The sequence below is a fragment of the Pseudomonas sp. BIGb0176 genome, assembly GCF_024810175.1.
GTDB classification, from domain to species: Bacteria; Pseudomonadota; Gammaproteobacteria; order Pseudomonadales; family Pseudomonadaceae; genus Aquipseudomonas; species Aquipseudomonas protegens.
In genome coordinates, this window is the sequence record NZ_JANUEC010000002.1 from 821004 (window position 1) to 838498 (window position 17495).

At 63.2% G+C, this 17495-nt stretch carries 15 protein-coding genes; 8 read left to right on the forward strand and 7 right to left on the reverse strand.

The features are described from left to right. Positions 1-10: 10 nt before the first annotated feature. The gene (locus tag M2395_RS14665) at positions 11-1357 is read right to left on the reverse strand and encodes an MFS transporter (RefSeq protein ID WP_011059658.1); all 1347 of its coding nucleotides are present in this window, start codon (positions 1355-1357) and stop codon (positions 11-13) included. Positions 1358-1644: 287 nt separating this feature from the next. After that, complete coding sequence (gene pcaR / locus M2395_RS14670) at positions 1645-2487, reverse strand: pca regulon transcriptional regulator PcaR (RefSeq protein WP_011059657.1); 843 nt, start codon at positions 2485-2487, stop codon at positions 1645-1647. Between the two features lie 686 nt (positions 2488-3173). Here pcaR and M2395_RS14675 point away from each other — a divergent pair. Both M2395_RS14675 and M2395_RS14680 read left to right on the forward strand, forming a co-directional pair. Next, complete coding sequence (locus M2395_RS14675) at positions 3174-3374, forward strand: hypothetical protein (protein WP_011059656.1); 201 nt, start codon at positions 3174-3176, stop codon at positions 3372-3374. Positions 3375-3751: 377 nt separating this feature from the next. Next, the gene (locus M2395_RS14680; RefSeq protein ID WP_011059655.1) at positions 3752-5227 is read left to right on the forward strand and encodes an inorganic phosphate transporter; all 1476 of its coding nucleotides are present in this window, start codon (positions 3752-3754) and stop codon (positions 5225-5227) included. Between the two features lie 134 nt (positions 5228-5361). Here M2395_RS14680 and ccoM read toward each other — a convergent pair whose 3' ends face one another. Both ccoM and M2395_RS14685 read right to left on the reverse strand, forming a co-directional pair. Next, positions 5362-5478 carry a cytochrome c oxidase subunit CcoM gene (ccoM, locus tag M2395_RS31675; protein WP_015634423.1) on the reverse strand — a complete coding sequence of 39 codons (117 nt, stop codon included), beginning with the start codon at positions 5476-5478 and terminating at the stop codon, positions 5362-5364. 144 nt (positions 5479-5622) lie between these two features. After that, positions 5623-5784, reverse strand: a complete 162-nt coding sequence (locus M2395_RS14685; RefSeq protein ID WP_174394842.1) for a hypothetical protein — start codon at positions 5782-5784, stop codon at positions 5623-5625. A 199-nt stretch (positions 5785-5983) separates the two neighbouring features. Here M2395_RS14685 and gcvA point away from each other — a divergent pair, with 199 nt between their 5' ends. The 3 genes from gcvA (at position 5984) to M2395_RS14700 (ending at position 8614) form a co-directional block, all read left to right on the forward strand. Continuing rightward, a complete protein-coding gene (gene gcvA, locus M2395_RS14690) occupies positions 5984-6853 on the forward strand; it encodes a transcriptional regulator GcvA (RefSeq protein WP_041120569.1) in 870 nt (289 codons plus the stop codon). A gap of 88 nt (positions 6854-6941) precedes the next feature. Beyond that, on the forward strand, positions 6942-7412 hold the full coding sequence (locus M2395_RS14695) for a RidA family protein (protein ID WP_041116323.1): 471 nt from the start codon (positions 6942-6944) through the stop codon (positions 7410-7412). Next, a complete protein-coding gene (locus tag M2395_RS14700; RefSeq protein ID WP_123430179.1) occupies positions 7412-8614 on the forward strand; it encodes an aminotransferase class V-fold PLP-dependent enzyme in 1203 nt (400 codons plus the stop codon). Before M2395_RS14695 ends, M2395_RS14700 begins: the two co-directional genes overlap by 1 nt. Here M2395_RS14700 and M2395_RS14705 read toward each other — a convergent pair. Continuing rightward, on the reverse strand, positions 8611-8952 hold the full coding sequence (locus M2395_RS14705; protein ID WP_011059650.1) for a hypothetical protein: 342 nt from the start codon (positions 8950-8952) through the stop codon (positions 8611-8613). The genes M2395_RS14700 and M2395_RS14705 overlap by 4 nt on opposite strands. Before the next feature lie 218 nt (positions 8953-9170). Between M2395_RS14705 and rapA the strand changes: the two genes are divergently transcribed. Beyond that, positions 9171-12020: an RNA polymerase-associated protein RapA gene (gene rapA, locus M2395_RS14710; RefSeq protein WP_015634418.1), complete on the forward strand. Its 2850-nt coding sequence runs from the start codon at positions 9171-9173 to the stop codon at positions 12018-12020. Between the two features lie 84 nt (positions 12021-12104). Here rapA and M2395_RS14715 read toward each other — a convergent pair whose 3' ends face one another. After that, positions 12105-13487: an MFS transporter gene (locus M2395_RS14715; protein WP_015634417.1), complete on the reverse strand. Its 1383-nt coding sequence runs from the start codon at positions 13485-13487 to the stop codon at positions 12105-12107. Between the two features lie 328 nt (positions 13488-13815). Between M2395_RS14715 and M2395_RS14720 the strand changes: the two genes are divergently transcribed. Further along, complete coding sequence (locus tag M2395_RS14720) at positions 13816-14184, forward strand: YkgJ family cysteine cluster protein (protein WP_015634416.1); 369 nt, start codon at positions 13816-13818, stop codon at positions 14182-14184. Between the two features lie 142 nt (positions 14185-14326). Then, complete coding sequence (locus M2395_RS14725) at positions 14327-16606, forward strand: bifunctional diguanylate cyclase/phosphodiesterase (RefSeq protein WP_053156675.1); 2280 nt, start codon at positions 14327-14329, stop codon at positions 16604-16606. Here the strand turns inward: M2395_RS14725 and M2395_RS14730 are convergent. Then, positions 16497-17393, reverse strand: a complete 897-nt coding sequence (locus M2395_RS14730) for an NAD(P)-dependent oxidoreductase (RefSeq protein ID WP_015634414.1) — start codon at positions 17391-17393, stop codon at positions 16497-16499. The two genes, M2395_RS14725 and M2395_RS14730, sit on opposite strands and share 110 nt — an antisense overlap. Positions 17394-17495: the final 102 nt, after the last annotated feature.

A 17495-nucleotide genomic window follows, 5' to 3' on the forward strand; every position in this document is an offset into this window, starting at 1 on the left:
TAGTCCGCGGTCAGGTCGCGTCTGCGTGACTGACCATGCCCTTGATCACCACCGCGGTGGTGGCCAGGGCCGCCGGAATCACCAGGGCAGTCAGCACTTGTTCGAAGTTCCAGCCCAGGCCCAGCAGGGTCGCTCCCATCCACGCACCGAGAATGGCGCCGAAACGGCCGATGCCAAGCATCCAGGAGACCCCGGTGGCACGCCCCTGGGTCGGGTAGAAGCGCGCGGCCAACGACGGCATTGCCGATTGCGCACCGTTGACGCACATGCCGGCGATCAGCACCAGGGTGGCCAACAGGGTGATGTTGCCCAGGCTCTGCCCGACGGCGTAGGCAAAGACCCCAGCCAGCAGGTAGAAACAGCCGATCACCTTGTGCGGGTTGAAACGGTCCATGGCCCAGCCCACGGCCACCGCGCTGAGGACGCCGCCAAACTGGAACAGGGCGCCGATAAAGGCCGCCTGTTCCATGCTCGCCCCGCTGTCGCGCATCAGGGTCGGCAGCCAGCTGGTGAGCAGGTAGACAATCACCAGCCCCATGAAATAGGTCAGCCACAGCAACAGGGTGCCGACGCTATAGGTGCCGGAGAAGATCACCGCGAACACGTTGCGCGCCTTCACGGTCTTCTGTTCCGGCACGCTGAAGCTGCCAGCCTCGCCGACTATGGCCGGGGCAATCGGCGCCAGGGTCTTGCGCACCTTGTCGGTGCCGCGATTACGCACCACCAGGTAACGCGCGGACTCCGGCAGCCAGAGCACCAGCACCAGGGCCAGGATCAGCGGCAGGACCCCGCCGATCAGCAGCAGGCTGTGCCAGCCGAAGGCCGGGATCAGCTTGGCGGAAATGAAACCGCCGCCGGCCATGCCCAGGTTGAAACCGCAGAACATGCTGGTCACCAGCAACGACTTGTGGCGTTCGGGGGTGTATTCCGAAAGCAGCGTGGTGGCGTTGGGCATGCCTGCCCCCAGGCCCAGGCCGGTAAGGAAACGCAGGACCAGCAACTGGTCGACGTTGGTGCTGTAGGCCGAAGCCAGGCTGAAGGCACCAAACAGCAGCACCGCCCCCACCAGCACCACCTTGCGGCCGAAACGGTCGGCCAGGGGGCCGGAGCCCAGGGCGCCGAAGACCATGCCGATCAATGCAGCGCTCATGACCGGGCCGAGGCTGGCGCGGTCGATGCCCCAGTCCTGGGACAGCGCCGGGGCGATGAAGCCCATGGCCGCGGTGTCCAGGCCATCGAGGAAGACAATCAGGAAACACAGGATCACCACGCGCCACTGGTAACGGGACAGCGGCTGGGCATTGATGAAGGACTGCACATCAAGGCAGTTCCCTACAGCGGATTGGGGTTGGTTCATTGTTGTTATTTCCACGCTAAAACGCAGGCGAGCACAGGCCGCCAGGGCTGATCAGGTCACTAAAGGGGTGGCGATATCAGGCGATGCGAGCGGGACGGCAGGAACGGTCGCGGCAACGACGCAGGGAAAGCGTGCTCATGAGTATTGGCCTCTTCTTTATTATTGGGCGGGCCACCAGCGGCGGGCGAAGATGCCAGCTTGCCGCCGATGACGCTGCCGCGACATTAATGAGCCAGGGGAAACAGCGTCAATTCGCCAAAGGCGTATCTGTGCGTTTATCGAACAGCTTAAGCAAACAACTGCGCGCTCAGATCGCGGCTGGCGCTCAGCAAACCGGGGAGAAAGCGCTGCTCCAGCTCGGCACGGCTGACCCGCCCGGCGTGGGTACTGACGTTCAGCGCCGCCAGCACCTGGCCGGAAGCGTCATACACCGGTACCGCAATGGAGCGCAGGCCCTGCTCCAGTTCCTGATCAACGATGCACCAGCCCTGCTGGCGCACTTGCTGCAGGCACTCCAGCAAGGCTTCCGGGGTGTGCAGGGTGCGGCTGGTCTTGGCTTGCAGGTCCGCATGGTCGAGGTATTCATGCAGCGACGAATCGTCCAGGGCCGCGAGTAGGATGCGCCCCATGGAGGTGCAATAGGCTGGCAAGCGGCCGCCGACAGACAGGTCGACCGAGATCAGCCGCTGGGTCGTGGCGGAACGGGCGATGTAGAGAATGTCGTCGCCTTCCAGGGTGGCCATGTTGCACGCCTCGTGCAGTTGCTCGCTCATGCGGTCCAGGTAGGGCTGGGCGGAGACCGCCAGAGGCGTCGACGAAAGATAGGCGTGGCCCAGGGTCAGCACCTTGGGCAGCAATGAATAGGTACGCCCGTCGGTGGTGGCGTAACCCAGCTTGATCAGGGTGTGCAGGCAACGGCGCACCGCAGCCCGGGGGATTTCCGTGCGATGGCTGATCTGGGCGATGGTCAAGTGCCGCTTGCGCTCCTGGAACGCCTGCACCACCGCCAGGCCCCGGGCCAGAGAGGTCATGAAATCCGGGTCACCGGTCAACGCCTGAATCCTCTTTGCCGCAGACGCCACGATCGGCGGGGCCACTGAGGTAAAGGAATTACGCATCTGATCGTTCATTTCAGGCTCTCTGCGACGAAATTCTTCGGTATTACAAGCCGTATTGGCGAAGAAGCACAAGCTGGGGCCGGCAACATTGGGCGATTATCGAACCATCGGCCGATAATCGCAATCCGCCAAGCCTGGCACACGCGGCAGTGAGCCCGTGGGTTTATTGCAAAAAACCATAGTAATAATCACCAGTGGAATGCCCGGTTATCCCGAGTCTTTTGCAACCGACCACTTGCATCAAGATGCAGACTCCCCATATAGACTTGTACCAGCGGAGTAAGAATCAGGCTTTCCTCGTGTAGGAAATGATTAGAACTTTTGTGTCACAAAACGCTCACAATAAAGTTGGTCATTTTAAACTTGCCATCCATAGAGTTATTCTTCGCCGAAGCTATACTGCCGGAGTGAGGAATGTGGAGTCAGTTGCCCCATGCTCCTCTCTCGGGTGGCTTGAAACGGTAATCGGTCACCTGCCGCAAGCGCTTGACCCCTAACCAGATTCGGCCAGCCCGCTTGCAACCAACAACACTGTTGCTACGACAGTTGTTTTCATCCGGTGACGTGGCCGCATGCAATTAACGGCACGCTTGAGAGACTCGAAGTCAAGGCCAGACTGGCACTGACTTCAGCTCCGCGTAGATGCCCGCAAGCAATGCGTCGCACCGGACTGGACCTTCACTCAATTAGGTAACACTGTGACGAAAGATGAACTGCGCGCGGAACTTGAGCGCCAGGAGCAACGTTACAAGGAAGTTTACGGCGGCGAGATCACCCGTTATGCCGCCCAGCCGGAACCTGAACGCAAACCTTGGCGCAAACGCGCCAGTATTCTCGATCAGGCCTTCACCCAAGAACTGCAAAAGATGGAAAAAGAGCTCAAGGCCGAACAGCCGTAATGCTGGCAGCCTGACTCATTCAGGGCTTGCTCTACTTGCCCGCCCGATCATCCCGGCGGCCAGGCAGACCATTGATGCTCGTTACCCCGGGCCCATGGCCATCTCGCCCATCCACAGCGAGAGAGGCTACCGGGCAAGCCCTTTGGTTGAAATTTCATACACGCGTTTTAACCCTCTGATTTCCGCGCCCAGGCCATCGGATTGACCGCTCGTGCCCAATAAACTCAATGGCTTGCCGTGTTTGAGGGGGATGTGCGAAAACTCTGCTCCCGGTCAGTTTTTTCGTTGAAGAATGTTACCGGCGAGCACCTTGTGCATTGATTAGCGGGGTTTTCTGGCATAATCGCGCCCCCTTATGACCGGGTCAGAAAACCTTCATGATCGATTTATTCAGCGGACTGGATGCTTGGGTGCTTGTGAGCCTCTTGCTCGCCCTGGCTTTTGTCCTCGCCTACGAGTTCATCAACGGCTTTCATGACACCGCAAATGCGGTTGCCACTGTTATCTACACCAAGGCCATGCCGCCGCACCTGGCCGTGTTCTTCTCCGGTGTGTTCAATTTCCTCGGCGTGCTGCTGGGCGGGGTTGGCGTGGCCTATGCCATCGTCCACCTGCTGCCGGTCGAGCTGCTGATCAACGTCAACACCGGCCACGGCCTGGCCATGGTCTTCTCGTTGCTGGCCGCGGCCATTACCTGGAACCTGGGCACCTGGTATTTCGGCATTCCGGCCTCCAGTTCCCATACCCTGATCGGCTCCATCCTCGGTGTCGGCCTGGCCAATGCCCTGCTCAGCGACATCCCCCTGGGGGATGGCGTGAACTGGCAGAAGGCAATCGACATCGGCGCTTCCCTGGTGTTCTCGCCGATGGCGGGCTTCATTATTGCAGCGCTGGTACTGATCGGCCTGAAATGGTGGCGGCCGATCTCGAAGATGCACAAGACTCCGGAACAGCGCCGCAAGGTCGATGACAAGAAGCACCCGCCGTTCTGGAACCGCCTGGTACTGGTGATCTCGGCCATGGCCGTGAGCTTCGTGCACGGCTCCAACGACGGCCAGAAAGGCATCGGCCTGATCATGCTGGTACTGATTGGTATCGTGCCTGCCCAGTTCGTGATGGACCTCAACAGCACCACCTACCAGATCGAGCGCACCCGCGACGCCACCCTGCACCTGAGCCAGTTCTACGAGCGCAATCACGAGTCCCTGGGTGAGTTCCTGGCCCTGGGCAAAAGCGTGAAAGACGACCTGCCGGGCAAGTTCCGCTGCAATCCGCAGCAAACCGAACCGACCATCGCCGCGCTCCTGAGCAGCCTCAAGGGCGTTTCCGACTACCATTCGTTGTCGCCGGAAAGCCGCATCGAAGTGCGTCGCTACCTGCTTTGCCTGGATGACACCGCGAAAAAGGTCGGCAAGCTGCCAGGCATCTCGGCCCGTGAAAAGGCCGACCTGGACAAGCTGCGCAAAGACCTGACCGCCACCACCGAATACGCACCGTTCTGGGTCATCCTGGCTGTCGCCCTGGCTCTGGGCCTGGGCACCATGATCGGCTGGAAGCGCGTGGTACAGACCATTGGCGAGAAGATCGGCAAGCAGGGCATGACCTACGCCCAGGGCATGTCGGCACAGATCACCGCCGCCGGCCTGATCGGCCTGGCGAACATCTTCAGCCTGCCGGTTTCCACCACCCACGTACTCTCCTCCGGCGTGGCCGGGACCATGGTCGCCAACAAGAGCGGCCTGCAGAGCGGAACGGTACGGACCATCCTCCTGGCCTGGGTCCTGACCCTGCCGGCGACCGTGGCCCTGTCCGCCGGCCTGTTCTGGGCAGCCTCCAAGATCCTGGGTACCTGATACCCCAGCCGGCAACAAAAAAGGTGCGTCCCCAGGGACGCACCTTTTTTTATGCCTTGAGCTTTCTTGCAGGCAAAAAAAAGGGCAACCGAAGTTGCCCAAAATGCCTTGCGTGCTCGTTGCCCTGGAAAGACTTAAGGCTTCTTGCGCTTATTCGCGTCTTTCCAGATAAAGAATCCAAACCCTGCGAAAAACAGAACCATGAGGCCGACAGTCAGCACTCCGGCGATCACCACATTGTCGAAAAACATGACTGGCCTCCTGCTCTTGCCCTGTTGCGATGGGGCTAAGTTAACCAAACGGGAGGCAGGGGAAATTGACCGGGGTCAATGTCGCCCATGACTGGGCGCGAGGAAGGGAGAATAAGTGACTTACATCAACAGAAAGCGCCCTGATCAGCGCTTTTTCGGTTTGTTTTTCGGTTTTTTCTTGGTCTTGCCCAAGGGCATGGCGTGTTCGAATGCCTGGCGTACTTCGTTCAGACGCTTTTCATTGAGATCATGCACGCGCTTGGCACGCTCGGCGTTCAGGTCGATCAGCTTGTCGTCTTGATTCATGGCTTGGCTTGCATCACTCGTGGTCAATATCGGCCGCACGCCTTGAAGCGGTGGGCGGCCCTGGCGAATGTGCCAATAATGCGACGTGGCGCCGCACCTGACCAGTGATCAGACCAAGGCGACTGCAATAAAGTCGCTGCCGGGAAGACTTTTTATCCGCACAATGGCCGCCCCTCCCCACAGGAAACCGCATGTGGAAATGCCCAAGCACCTGCCCCCGCTGCTGGCCCTGCGCGCCTTCGAGGCCGTGGCCCGACACCTGAGTTTCAGCAAGGCGGCCCAGGAACTGTGCGTCAGCCAGAGCGCGGTCAGCCATCAAGTGCACAAACTCGAACAGCACCTGGGCCAGCCGCTGTTTGTACGACGCACCCGGGCCATCGACCTGACCACCGCCGGCGCCAGCTATTACCAACAGATCCAGCCGGCCCTGGAGCAGATCGCCGAAGCCACCCGGACGCTGTTGGCAGCAGAGCCATCGCAGGTTCTGCGCATCGGCCTGCTGGCCTCCTTCGCCACCTTGTGGCTGGCGCCGCGCCTGTCGGACTTCAGCCGCCGCCACCCTCAGATCCAGCTGGAGCTGCAACCGGCCATCAACCTGGCAGATGTGGCCGGTGCCGAGGTCGACCTGGCCATTCGCTATGGCAAGGGCCACTGGCCCAACGTCCAGGCCACGCGCTTTCTCGCCGAGCAACTGTCACCGGTGTGCAGCCCCGAGTTCAAGGCCGGAGCCCTGGCCAACGGCACCTTGCTGATGGCCCGCTCCCACCGGCCCTTTGAATGGGACGACTGGAGCAGGCAGAACGCCGTCGACCTCAGCCCTCACCCCAGCGTCATGCTCCACGACTACAACATCGTGGTGGAAGCGGCGGTGGCCGGCCAGGGCATCGCCATGGGCCGCCGCCAGTTGATCCGGCGCCATCTTGCCCAGGGCAGCCTGGTGGATGCCTTCGACCTCCCGGCTCTGCACAACGATCAGATCGGCTACTGGCTGGTGACCGCCGAAGGTCCGGCGAATCCGGCGATGCAGTGCTTCGCCCAATGGCTGCTGGAGCAAGGGCGCGACCCATGAAAAATTCAGATACGTCGGATTAGATCTATCCGTTTGTCGCCCCCAGGCTGAACACCGATGCTGCTGGCCTTCCATTCGAGGACTTGCCATGCGCGACTCTCTGCAGCAACGAGTACAACAACTGGGTCTTGAACTGCCGATCCCCGGCCAGCCCATTGCCAACTACGTCAACCATACCCAGAGCCAGAACCTGCTGTTCATCTCCGGGCAAACACCGCATGCAGAGCAGCATCCCCATCTGCTGGGCCGGCTCGGTGACAACCTCAGCATCGAGCAGGGTGCCCAGGCCGCGGAACTGGCGGCCCTGGCCCTGCTGGCGCAACTCTCGGCGGCCCTGGGTGACGACTTGTCGCGGCTGCAACGCATCAGCCGGCTGGGGGTGTTCATTGCCGCCAGCGCCGACTTCAAGGGCCATGGCCAGGTCGCCAATGGCGCCTCCAACCTGCTGGTCAATGCCCTGGGCGAGAAAGGCCGGCATGCCCGCACTTCGGTGGGCGTCGCCAGCCTGCCTGCCGGCGTCGCCGTGGAGGTCGACGGGATTTTCGAGCTCAAGCCGTGATGCCCCTGAGCCCGGACCACATCGCTCGGCTACGGGCGGCCACACCGGGTTGCACCCGGGTCTGTCACTTCAACCATGCCGGGGGGTCCCTGCCCAGCCAGGGCACCCTGGACGCCATGTCCGGGCAACTGCAGCGGGAGGCCCACAGCGGGCCAATGGAAGCGGCCGGCGCCGGCGCCCAGTTGCAGGAGCAGGCGCGACAGACCGCCGCCCGAGTGCTCAACACCTGCCCGCAAGCCATCGCCTTTACCAGCAGTGGTTCGGCGGCCTGGGGCATGGCCTTCAACGCCCTGCCCGCCTGGCAGCCGGGCGACCGGATCCTGGTGGGGCGCCAGGAATGGGCCGGCAACCTGGCCTGCATGGCCCCGGCCGTGGCCGCCGGCGCGCAGCTGGAAGTCATTCCCTGTGACAGCCACGGTGCGGTTTCAGTCCCGGCGCTGGAGTCCATGCTCGACTCCCGGGTGCGCCTCATCGCCTTGACCTGGCTACCGGCCAATGGCGGGCTGATCAACCCGGCCGCAACCATCGGCCAACTGGCGCGCCAATGGCGCATCCCCTACTTCATCGATGCCGGCCAGGCTCTGGGCCAGGTGCCCTGCGACGTGCAGGCGCTCAACTGCGATGTGCTCAAGGGCGCGGGGCGCAAGTACCTGCGCGGCCCGCGAGGCACGGCCCTGCTCTATATAAGGCCCGGCTTCCTCGAGCAGTTGAATCCGCTGCCGCGGGATGTGCTGTCGGCGCCTTGGGACGGCCAGGGCTTCGCTCTGCGCAACGATGCCCGGCGCTTTGAAACCAGTGAAGTGTCGATGGTGCTGCTGGCTGGCCTGGCCAATGCCCTGCAGGAGTTCGAAAGCATCGGCGTGGCCGCCATTGCGCAAAGGATCAGTGCCTTGAGCGAGCCGCTGCGCAAGAAGCTGCAGCGCTTGCCCGGCCTGCAACTCCAGGACCTGGGCAGCCCGGGGCAGCAATCGGGCCTGATCGCCTTCACTCTCGAAGGTTGGGACGGGCTGGCACTCAAGGAGGAACTGGCGCGGCGCGGCATCAATATCGGCGCCAATGGCGTCAACTACACACCACTGGACATGCAGGCCCGAGGCCTGGGCAACATTGCCCGGATCGCCTTGAGTTACTTCAATACACAAGAGGAAATCGAGCGCCTGTTGCAGGCCCTCGGGGAACTGGCGGGGAACAAGCGCTCCTAGACCTCGACATCCACCCACAGGCCCTGGCGCGGAGCATCTTCGATCAACGGCACCACCGGCACGGTGTTGTCGGCGTTCAGTTCATCGCCGGGCACTGCCAGGTGCTCTTCGGGGTCGTCCTCGGCCTCACGCTCACGGCGCTGCTTCTGTTGCTGGCGCCGCTGTTCCTCGCGCAGCAGCAGGGCGGACTCCTCGGGGTCGCGCTTTTGCAGGTCGATGGTGCTTTCGTTGGAGCTTTCCTGCACCGGTACCACAGGCGGGATGTCCGGTCGCTGGCGGATCGGATCCTGCTGGGCGGTGATCGGCACGGCACTCAAGGGGAGCATCGGTGGCAGCATATTATTGGTCTCCTGTCGGCAGGCTGTCGGCTGCGGCATGGGCGACTTGAGCCATCGGTCGCAAAACTGTGACCCAGTCGTCAGCCGATAGTGCCCCGCCACCCGACGAATGCACGCCGTACGCTACCTTTTAATCCAGGGGATTGATCAGAGTTCTTTGGACTGGAAGCGTCGTTCCGTTAAGATAGTCGGCTTTTTCAAAGCGGGAGTCAGGCAGCATGGCGCAGCAGTATCAACCGGGGCAACGCTGGATTAGTGACAGCGAAGCCGAGCTGGGTTTAGGCACCGTTCTGGCACAGGACGGTCGCTTGCTGACCGTGCTCTATCCGGCCACTGGCGACACCCGCCAGTATGCGCTACGGAATGCGCCCCTCACTCGCGTGAGGTTCTCTCCGGGTGACAGCATCACCCACTTCGAAGGCTGGAAAATGACCGTACAGGAAGTCGATGATGTCGACGGCCTGCTGGTCTACCACGGCCTCAACGGGCAGAACGAAGCCGTCACCCTGCCGGAAACCCAACTCTCGAACTTCATCCAGTTCCGTCTGGCCAGCGACCGTCTGTTCGCCGGGCAGATCGACCCGCTGGCCTGGTTCTCCCTGCGCTACCACACCCTGGAACACACCAGCCGCCAACTGCAGTCCTCGCTCTGGGGCCTGGGTGGCGTGCGCGCCCAACCCATCGCCCACCAGTTGCACATTGCCCGTGAAGTCGCCGACCGCATCGCGCCGCGGGTCCTGCTGGCGGACGAAGTGGGCCTGGGCAAGACCATCGAGGCCGGCCTGGTGATCCATCGCCAACTGCTCTCGGGTCGCGCCAGCCGGGTGCTGATCCTGGTACCGGAAAACCTCCAGCACCAGTGGCTGGTAGAGATGCGCCGGCGCTTCAACCTGCAAGTGGCACTGTTCGATGAAGAACGCTTTATAGAAAGCGATGCCAGCAACCCGTTCGAAGACACCCAGCTGGCCCTGGTGGCCCTGGAGTGGCTGGTGGACGACGAGAAGGCCCAGGACGCGCTGTTCGCCGCCGGCTGGGACCTGATGGTGGTGGACGAAGCCCACCACCTGGTGTGGCACGAAGACCAGGTCAGCCCGGAATACGCCCTGGTGGAACAGCTGGCAGAGACCATTCCCGGCGTGCTGCTGTTGACCGCAACCCCGGAACAACTGGGCCAGGACAGCCACTTCGCCCGCCTGCGCCTGCTGGACCCGAACCGTTTCCACGACCTCGCGGCCTTCCGCGCCGAGAGCGAGAACTACCGCCCGGTGGCCGAAGCCGTGCAGGAACTGATGGATAAAGGCCGCCTGTCTCCCGAGGCGCACAAGACCATCCACGGTTTCCTCGGCAACGAAGGCGAAGCCCTGCTGGCCGCGGTCAACGACGGCGACAGCGAAGCCAGCGCACGCCTGGTGCGTGAACTGCTGGACCGCCACGGCACCGGCCGCGTGCTGTTTCGCAACACCCGCGCCGCGGTGCAGGGTTTCCCCGAGCGCAAGCTGCACGCCTACCCGCTGCCATGCCCGGACGAATACCTGGAACTGCCCCTGGGCGAACACGCCGAGCTGTACCCGGAAGTCAGCTTCCAGGCCCAGCCCGACGTCAGCGATGACGAACAGCGCTGGTGGAAGTTCGACCCGCGGGTCGAGTGGCTGATCGACCAGCTGAAAATGCTCAAGCGCACCAAGGTGCTGGTGATCTGCGCCCACGCGGAAACCGCCATGGACCTGGAGGACGCCCTGCGCGTGCGCTCCGGCATCCCGGCCACGGTATTCCACGAGGGCATGAACATCCTCGAACGTGACCGTGCCGCCGCCTACTTCGCCGATGAAGAATTCGGCGCCCAGGTGCTGATCTGCTCGGAAATCGGCAGTGAAGGCCGCAACTTCCAGTTCGCCCACCATCTGGTGCTGTTCGACCTGCCGTCGCACCCGGACCTGCTGGAGCAGCGTATCGGCCGTCTCGACCGGATCGGCCAGAAGCACGTGATCGAACTGCACGTGCCGTACCTGGAAACCAGCCCGCAAGAGCGCCTGTTCCAGTGGTACCACGAAGCCCTGAACGCCTTCCTCAACACCTGCCCGACCGGCAACGCCCTGCAGCATCAGTTCGGCCCGCGCCTGCTGCCGCTGCTGGAGAATGCCGATGACGGCGAGTGGCAAGCGCTGATCGACGAAGCCCGTGGCGAGCGTGAACGCCTGGAAGCCGAGCTGCACACCGGTCGCGACCGCTTGCTGGAGTTGAACTCCGGTGGTGCCGGCGAAGGCGACGCCCTGGTGGAAGCGATCCTCGAACAGGACGACCAGTTCGCCCTGCCGATCTACATGGAAACCCTGTTCGACGCTTTCGGCATCGACAGCGAGGACCATTCGGAAAACGCCCTGATCCTCAAGCCCAGCGAGAAGATGCTCGACGCCAGCTTCCCCCTGGGCGACGACGAAGGCGTGACCATCACCTACGACCGCAACCAGGCGCTGTCTCGCGAGGACATGCAGTTCATCACCTGGGAACACCCCATGGTGCAGGGCGGCATGGACCTGGTGCTGTCCGGCTCCATGGGCAACACCGCCGTGGCGCTGATCAAGAACAAGGCGCTCAAACCCGGCACCGTGCTGCTGGAGCTGCTGTACGTCAGTGAAGTGGTCGCCCCGCGCTCACTGCAACTGGGCCGCTACCTGCCGCCGGCTGCCCTGCGCTGCCTGCTGGACGCCAATGGCAACGACCTGTCGGCGCGGGTCGCCTTCGAGACCCTGAACGACCAGCTGGAAAGCGTGCCTAAGGCCAGCGCCAACAAGTTCATCCAGGCCCAGCGCGATCAATTGGCGCCGAAGATCAACGCCGGCGAAGCCAAGGTCGCACCGCGTCACGCCGAACGTGTGGCCGAGGCGCAACGCCGCCTGGCAGCCGACACCGACGAAGAACTGGCGCGCCTGACCGCGCTGCAGGCGGTCAACCCGACTGTCCGTGACAGCGAGCTGGTGGCCCTGCGTCAACAGCGCGAACAGGGCCTGGCCATGCTGGAAAAAGCCGCCCTGCGCCTGGAAGCGATCCGGGTGCTGGTGGCGGGCTGATAGCCCGGTTGTCAGCACTGAACAAAAGGCCCGCACTGTGCGGGCCTTTTTTTTGCCTGTCGCCTGCCAATGCAGCAACGCGCCCTAGCGGCTCACTGCACCATCGTTGATCGCCGGCAGACTCACCTCTGCTGGGGCATCAGCGGCATTCCCACAGGCCAGCCCCTCTTTCATCCGCTGGGCGTCACGGACAAAACAGCGTGCTGCCTGGAACAGAAACAGCAGGGTCAGGAACAGGGCCACGGGAATCAGGTACATCGCATCGTGCAGACCGATGGCCTTGAACTCTTCGGTCATCAGCTCTGCGCCTGCGGCATACATTGCCGAATGGGCGAAGTGGTCGGAGAGCGCCCCCACCACCACCGGCCCCAAGCCGCCCCCCAACAGGTACAGGCCGGCGAAGAACAAGGCCATGGCGGTGGCGCGCAAGCGCGGTTCGACCACATCCTGCAGGGCGGTATAGACGCAGGTATAGAAGTTGTAGGCAAACAGCCAGCCGACACTGAATACCGCGACGAACACCCCGACCTCCACCCGCCCGGCATGCAGTGCCCATCCGGTGGCGAGGGTCGAGATGATCAGGCTGCAGGCCGCGAACAACAAACGACCATTGGCTACCCGCTGATGAATCTTGTCGGCGATCCAGCCGCCCAGGGTCAGGCCCACCAGGCCGGTCACCCCGACGATCAGCCCGGTGGCCATGGCGGCTTCCTGCAAGGGCATGAGGAAGTAGCGCTGCAGCATCGGCACCAGGAACGAGTTGCAGGCATAGGTGGCGAAGTTGAACGTCAGCCCGGCCAGAGTCAGCCAGAGAAAGGTCGGTATCGCCAGCACCCGGCGAATGGGCCGGTCAATCCGCACCTGGGCCACTTTCACCGTTTCCGCCGCGCCGCGCTTGGGTTCCTTGATGAAGAACATGAACACCGCCAGCACCAGCCCTGGTACCGCCGCAATGAAGAACGGCGCCCGCCAGCTGTCGAAGGCCTTGACCATGGCACCGATGGTGAAGAACGCCAGCACCAGCCCCAGAGGCAGGCCGAGCATGAAGATGCCCATGGCCCGGGCCCGGCGGTGAGCGGGGAACAGGTCGCCGATCAGCGAGTTGGCGGCCGGGGCGTAGCTGGCCTCGCCAATCCCCACGCCCATGCGCACCAGCAAAAAGCTCCAGAAGCTGCCGACCATGCCGTTGACCGCGGTGAGCCCGCTCCACACCGCCAGCCCCCAGCCCATCAGCTTGCTGCGCGAGCCGGTGTCGGCCAGGCGCCCCAGGGGCAAGCCGGCAATGGCATAGACAATGGTGAAGGCGGTGCCGATGATCCCCAGCTGGAAGTCGCTCAGGTGCCATTCCATGCGGATCGGCTCGATGATGATGGCGGGGATGGTGCGATCGAAGAAGTTGAACAGGTTTGCCAAAAACAACAGGAACAGAATGCGCCAGGCATTTGCCGCTTGAGTCGAATTATCCATGGATCGATCTCTTTTATTGTTATTGGGCCAGACGCGAGCGGGCCTGGAAGCTGCAATCTAGTCAGCCGCACCCACGCTGTCTGTAATCATTCGCCAGCCTGATACCAAGGCATCGCAGGCAGGCGCGGGGATGGCACTTGCGGCTCCCCGGAACAAGCCGCCCGAACTTCGCCACAGCCCCCGCTACCCGGGCCTTTCCCAGTCTTTTCAAGGGCTTGGCCAAGGCCGAAAAAATACCTTGCGCCCCCCCTTCCCAAGGCCGATGCGAAGCCTAGAATAGCCGCCTTGCCAGCCCCCCTTATCAACCCCTCCCCCATCGAATACGCCAATGTCCGAAGCCAGTCCGTGTCTGAATTGCGGTGCCTGCTGTTCATACTTTCGTGTGTCTTTTTTCTGGGGCGAATGCGCCTCATCCGGCGGGACTGTCCCCGACGAGCTGGTGCAAAGTATCAGCCCCAGCCGGGTGGCAATGCTCGGAACCGACTGCAAATCCCCGCGCTGCATCGCCCTTGAAGGCGAGGTCGGCCAGGGTGTGAGCTGTTCGATCTATGACCAGCGCTCCAGCCCGTGCCGCGAGTTCGAGGCTTCCTGGACCGACGGCCAGCCCAACAGCGACTGCGACGCCGCCCGCGCCGCCTTCGGCCTGGCCCCCCTGGAACCGGCGGACACCGAGCCCTGGTACGAGGAAAGCGCTTAGCACCTTTGGCGATAGGGCCCATAAGCAAATCATTAGCAGCAGCGTGCCACCTCCCATTGCAGCCAGCGGGTGCCTTCTATACTCCAAGCACTCGTTGGCGCGCGGCTCCGCCGACCTCAGATGACTCAGAGATGGGCAGGCTATGGACTGGCTGGGCGTGCATTTCATTACCGAGCTTCCTCAGGCCGGGCAAGTGGTCCTGCATTGCACCCACAACCCGGTTCTGGTGCTTCTGGCCTACCTGGTAGCCTGTGCCGCCAGCTTCGCCACCCTGGACATGGCCGAACGTGTCAGTCATGCCGAACGACCGGCCAGCCAGCGCCTGTGGCGCTGGGTCGGAGCCTGCTGCCTGGCCGGGGGGATCTGGGCCATGCACTTCATCGCCATGCTGGCGTTCGAGGCGCCGCTGCAGATCCACTACGACCTGCCCCTGACCCTGCTGTCGCTCCTGATCGCGCTGGTCGCCGCCTGGCTGGCGATGAACACCCTGAGCCACGCGCACATGCCGCTGTGGCGCTATGGCGTTGCTTCGATCTGGATCGGCCTGGGCATCGCCGCCATGCACTACGTCGGCATGGCGGCCATGCGCAGCAGCGCCAGCCTGTACTACGACCCCTTACTGATGGCGCTGTCGGTGCTGGTGGCGATCGCCTGCAGCCTGGCGGCGCTGCTGCTGTCCCGTCACCTGCGCGAAGGCAGCGGCATGTTCCACCAGTTGCTCAAGTACGCCAGCAGCCTGGTGCTGGGCGCTGCCATCGTGCTCATGCACTTCACCGGCATCTGGGCCATGACCCTGGTGCTGCCCGCCGGCAGCCTGCCCGCCCCCGCCACATCCGACGGGCATCTGCAACTAGGCCTGACCCTGAGCGCGATCGTGCTCTTGATCATCGGCAGCGGCATCAGCGCGGCCCTGGCCGACAAGAAGCTGCAACACAAGGAGCGGGACCTGCGGCGGGTCAATGCCCTGCTTTCGCAACTGGACCAGGCCCGGGTTTCCCTGCAGCAGGTGGCCCACTACGACGCCCTGACCAACCTGATCAACCGCCGCGGCTTCAACCAGCTGTTCGCCGAAAAGCTCATCGAGAAAACCACCTTTGGCGGCATGCTGGCGGTGATGTTCCTCGACATCGACCACTTCAAGCGCATCAATGACAGCCTCGGCCACGATGCCGGGGACGAGTTGCTGAAAGTCATCGCCGGGCACATCAAGAGCTCCACCCGCAGCCATGAAGACGTGGTGGCACGCCTGGGCGGCGACGAGTTCTGCATCCTCATCAATCTGTACGACCGCGAAGAAGCCCGGCAGATGGCCCAGCGCATCATGCAGAAAATGAAGGAGCCGATCGAACTGGGAGGGCGGCGCATGGTGATGACCACCAGCATTGGCATCAGCGTCTTCCCCGATGACGGCAAGACCTGCGAGGAGTTGCTCAAGAACGCCGACCTGGCCCTGTATCAATCCAAGGATTGCGGACGCAACAGCCTGCATTTCTTCAACTCCCACCTCAAGACCCGGGCCACCCTGGAACTGCAACTGGAAGAGGAATTGCGCAACGCCCTGCGCGACGACCAGGGCCTGCTGCTGTATTACCAACCTATCTACGACCTCAAGAGCGGCAGGGTCACCAAGCTCGAAGCCCTGATCCGCTGGCAGCACCCGCAACATGGGCTGCTGACCCCGGATCGCTTCATCTCCATTGCCGAAGCCAACGGCATGATCGCCGAGCTGGACAACTGGGTGCTGCGCAAGGCCTGCTCGGACCTGGCCTACCTGTCGCGCCATGGCTGTGGCGAACTGAAGATCGCGGTCAACTGCTCGGCCCTGAACCTGACCCGCGAAGAGCTCGCCGGGGAGATCGAAAGCGCCCTGCGCCAGGCCCAGGTGGCGCCGCAGCGGCTGGAGCTGGAAGTCACGGAAAACGCCCTGATGGGCAATATTGCCAGCACCCTGGCGCTGCTCAAGCAGATCCGCGGGCTGGGGGTGTCGCTGTCGATCGACGACTTCGGCACCGGCTACTCATCCTTGGCCTACCTCAAGCGCTTGCCCCTGAACACCCTGAAGATCGATCGCTCGTTCATCCAGGACATCCCCAAGTCGACCCAGGACATGGAGATCGTCCAGGCGATCATCATCATGGCCCACACCCTGCACCTGCAGGTGGTCACCGAAGGGGTCGAAACCCCGGAACAGCAAGCGTTTCTCCAGCACCATGGCTGCGACTACCTGCAGGGCTACCTGCTCAGCCATCCGGTGCCGCTGCGGGAGTTGCGCGGGGTGCTGGAGGAGCTCGACCAGCGCCACGCCGCGCCGATCAATCCGCGGGCGCCGGGTCCCGATAAAGGCGAACCAGGGTCGCTGGATCTTTTTCCAGATAGCCCTGCCCACCATGCAGACGCATCAACTGCGCAGCTAATCCGCTGATCGGCGTCGCCGAGCCCTGTTCGCGGGAAAACTTCACCGCTCCATCCAGGTCCTTGAGCAGGGTGCGCACATGCCACTTCACCGGCTCGAACCGGCTTTCAGCCATTTGCGGGGCCAGGATCTGCAAAGGTTTCGAGTCGGCAAAGCCACCGGCCAGGGCCTCGGCGATCAACCGCGCATCCACCCCCGAGCGCTCGGCCAGGGCCACCACCTCGGCGATCACCAGGGCGTTGCAGGCGACGATCATCTGGTTGCAGGCCTTGGTCACCTGCCCGGCGCCCACCGCCCCCATGTGAGTGACCCGCTGCCCCAGGGTCAGCAGCACTGGCCGCACCCGCTCGACGTCCGTCGCCTCACCGCCAACCATGATGGCCAGGCTGCCGGCCTCGGCGCCCGGGGTACCGCCGGACACCGGCGCATCGACCCAGGCCACACCGCGGCTTGCGGCCAGTTCGGCGGCCATTTCCCGGGTAGCCGTGGGTTCCAGGCTGGACAGGTCCAGCAGCAGCTGACCGGCCCGGGCGCCCTGGGCGATACCCTCGGGGCCAAACACCACCTCGCGCACCACCTCGGTATTGGCCAGGCACATCAGCATCAGGTCGGCATCGGCGCACAGCTGCGCCGGCGTGGCAACTTGTCGCGCCCCGGCAGCCACCAGGGGCGCGCATTTTTCCGGGTTGCGGTTCCACACCGTCAGCGGATAGCCCGCCGCCAGCAGCCGGCGGCACATCGGCAAGCCCATCAGGCCGATTCCGGCAAAGCCGAGTGAAGGTAACGCTGACATCATATTGCCCTCATTTGATTAAAGATCACCGAATACTGGCCGATTCATCATGATTCAGGAAAGGATTCCCCCGAGCGTCGCTAAGAAAAAACCCTGACGCCTTGG

Coding starts and splice junctions, on each gene's coding strand:
- M2395_RS14665 (WP_011059658.1), bottom strand. CDS start 1,357: ATGAACCAACCCCAATCCGCTGTAGGGAACTGCCTTGATGTGCAGTCC.
- pcaR (WP_011059657.1), bottom strand. CDS start 2,487: ATGAACGATCAGATGCGTAATTCCTTTACCTCAGTGGCCCCGCCGATC.
- M2395_RS14680 (WP_011059655.1), top strand. CDS start 3,752: ATGATCGATTTATTCAGCGGACTGGATGCTTGGGTGCTTGTGAGCCTC.
- ccoM (WP_015634423.1), bottom strand. CDS start 5,478: ATGTTTTTCGACAATGTGGTGATCGCCGGAGTGCTGACTGTCGGCCTC.
- M2395_RS14685 (WP_174394842.1), bottom strand. CDS start 5,784: ATGAATCAAGACGACAAGCTGATCGACCTGAACGCCGAGCGTGCCAAG.
- gcvA (WP_041120569.1), top strand. CDS start 5,984: ATGCCCAAGCACCTGCCCCCGCTGCTGGCCCTGCGCGCCTTCGAGGCC.
- M2395_RS14695 (WP_041116323.1), top strand. CDS start 6,942: ATGCGCGACTCTCTGCAGCAACGAGTACAACAACTGGGTCTTGAACTG.
- M2395_RS14700 (WP_123430179.1), top strand. CDS start 7,412: ATGCCCCTGAGCCCGGACCACATCGCTCGGCTACGGGCGGCCACACCG.
- M2395_RS14705 (WP_011059650.1), bottom strand. CDS start 8,952: ATGCTGCCACCGATGCTCCCCTTGAGTGCCGTGCCGATCACCGCCCAG.
- rapA (WP_015634418.1), top strand. CDS start 9,171: ATGGCGCAGCAGTATCAACCGGGGCAACGCTGGATTAGTGACAGCGAA.
- M2395_RS14715 (WP_015634417.1), bottom strand. CDS start 13,487: ATGGATAATTCGACTCAAGCGGCAAATGCCTGGCGCATTCTGTTCCTG.
- M2395_RS14720 (WP_015634416.1), top strand. CDS start 13,816: ATGTCCGAAGCCAGTCCGTGTCTGAATTGCGGTGCCTGCTGTTCATAC.
- M2395_RS14725 (WP_053156675.1), top strand. CDS start 14,327: ATGGACTGGCTGGGCGTGCATTTCATTACCGAGCTTCCTCAGGCCGGG.
- M2395_RS14730 (WP_015634414.1), bottom strand. CDS start 17,393: ATGATGTCAGCGTTACCTTCACTCGGCTTTGCCGGAATCGGCCTGATG.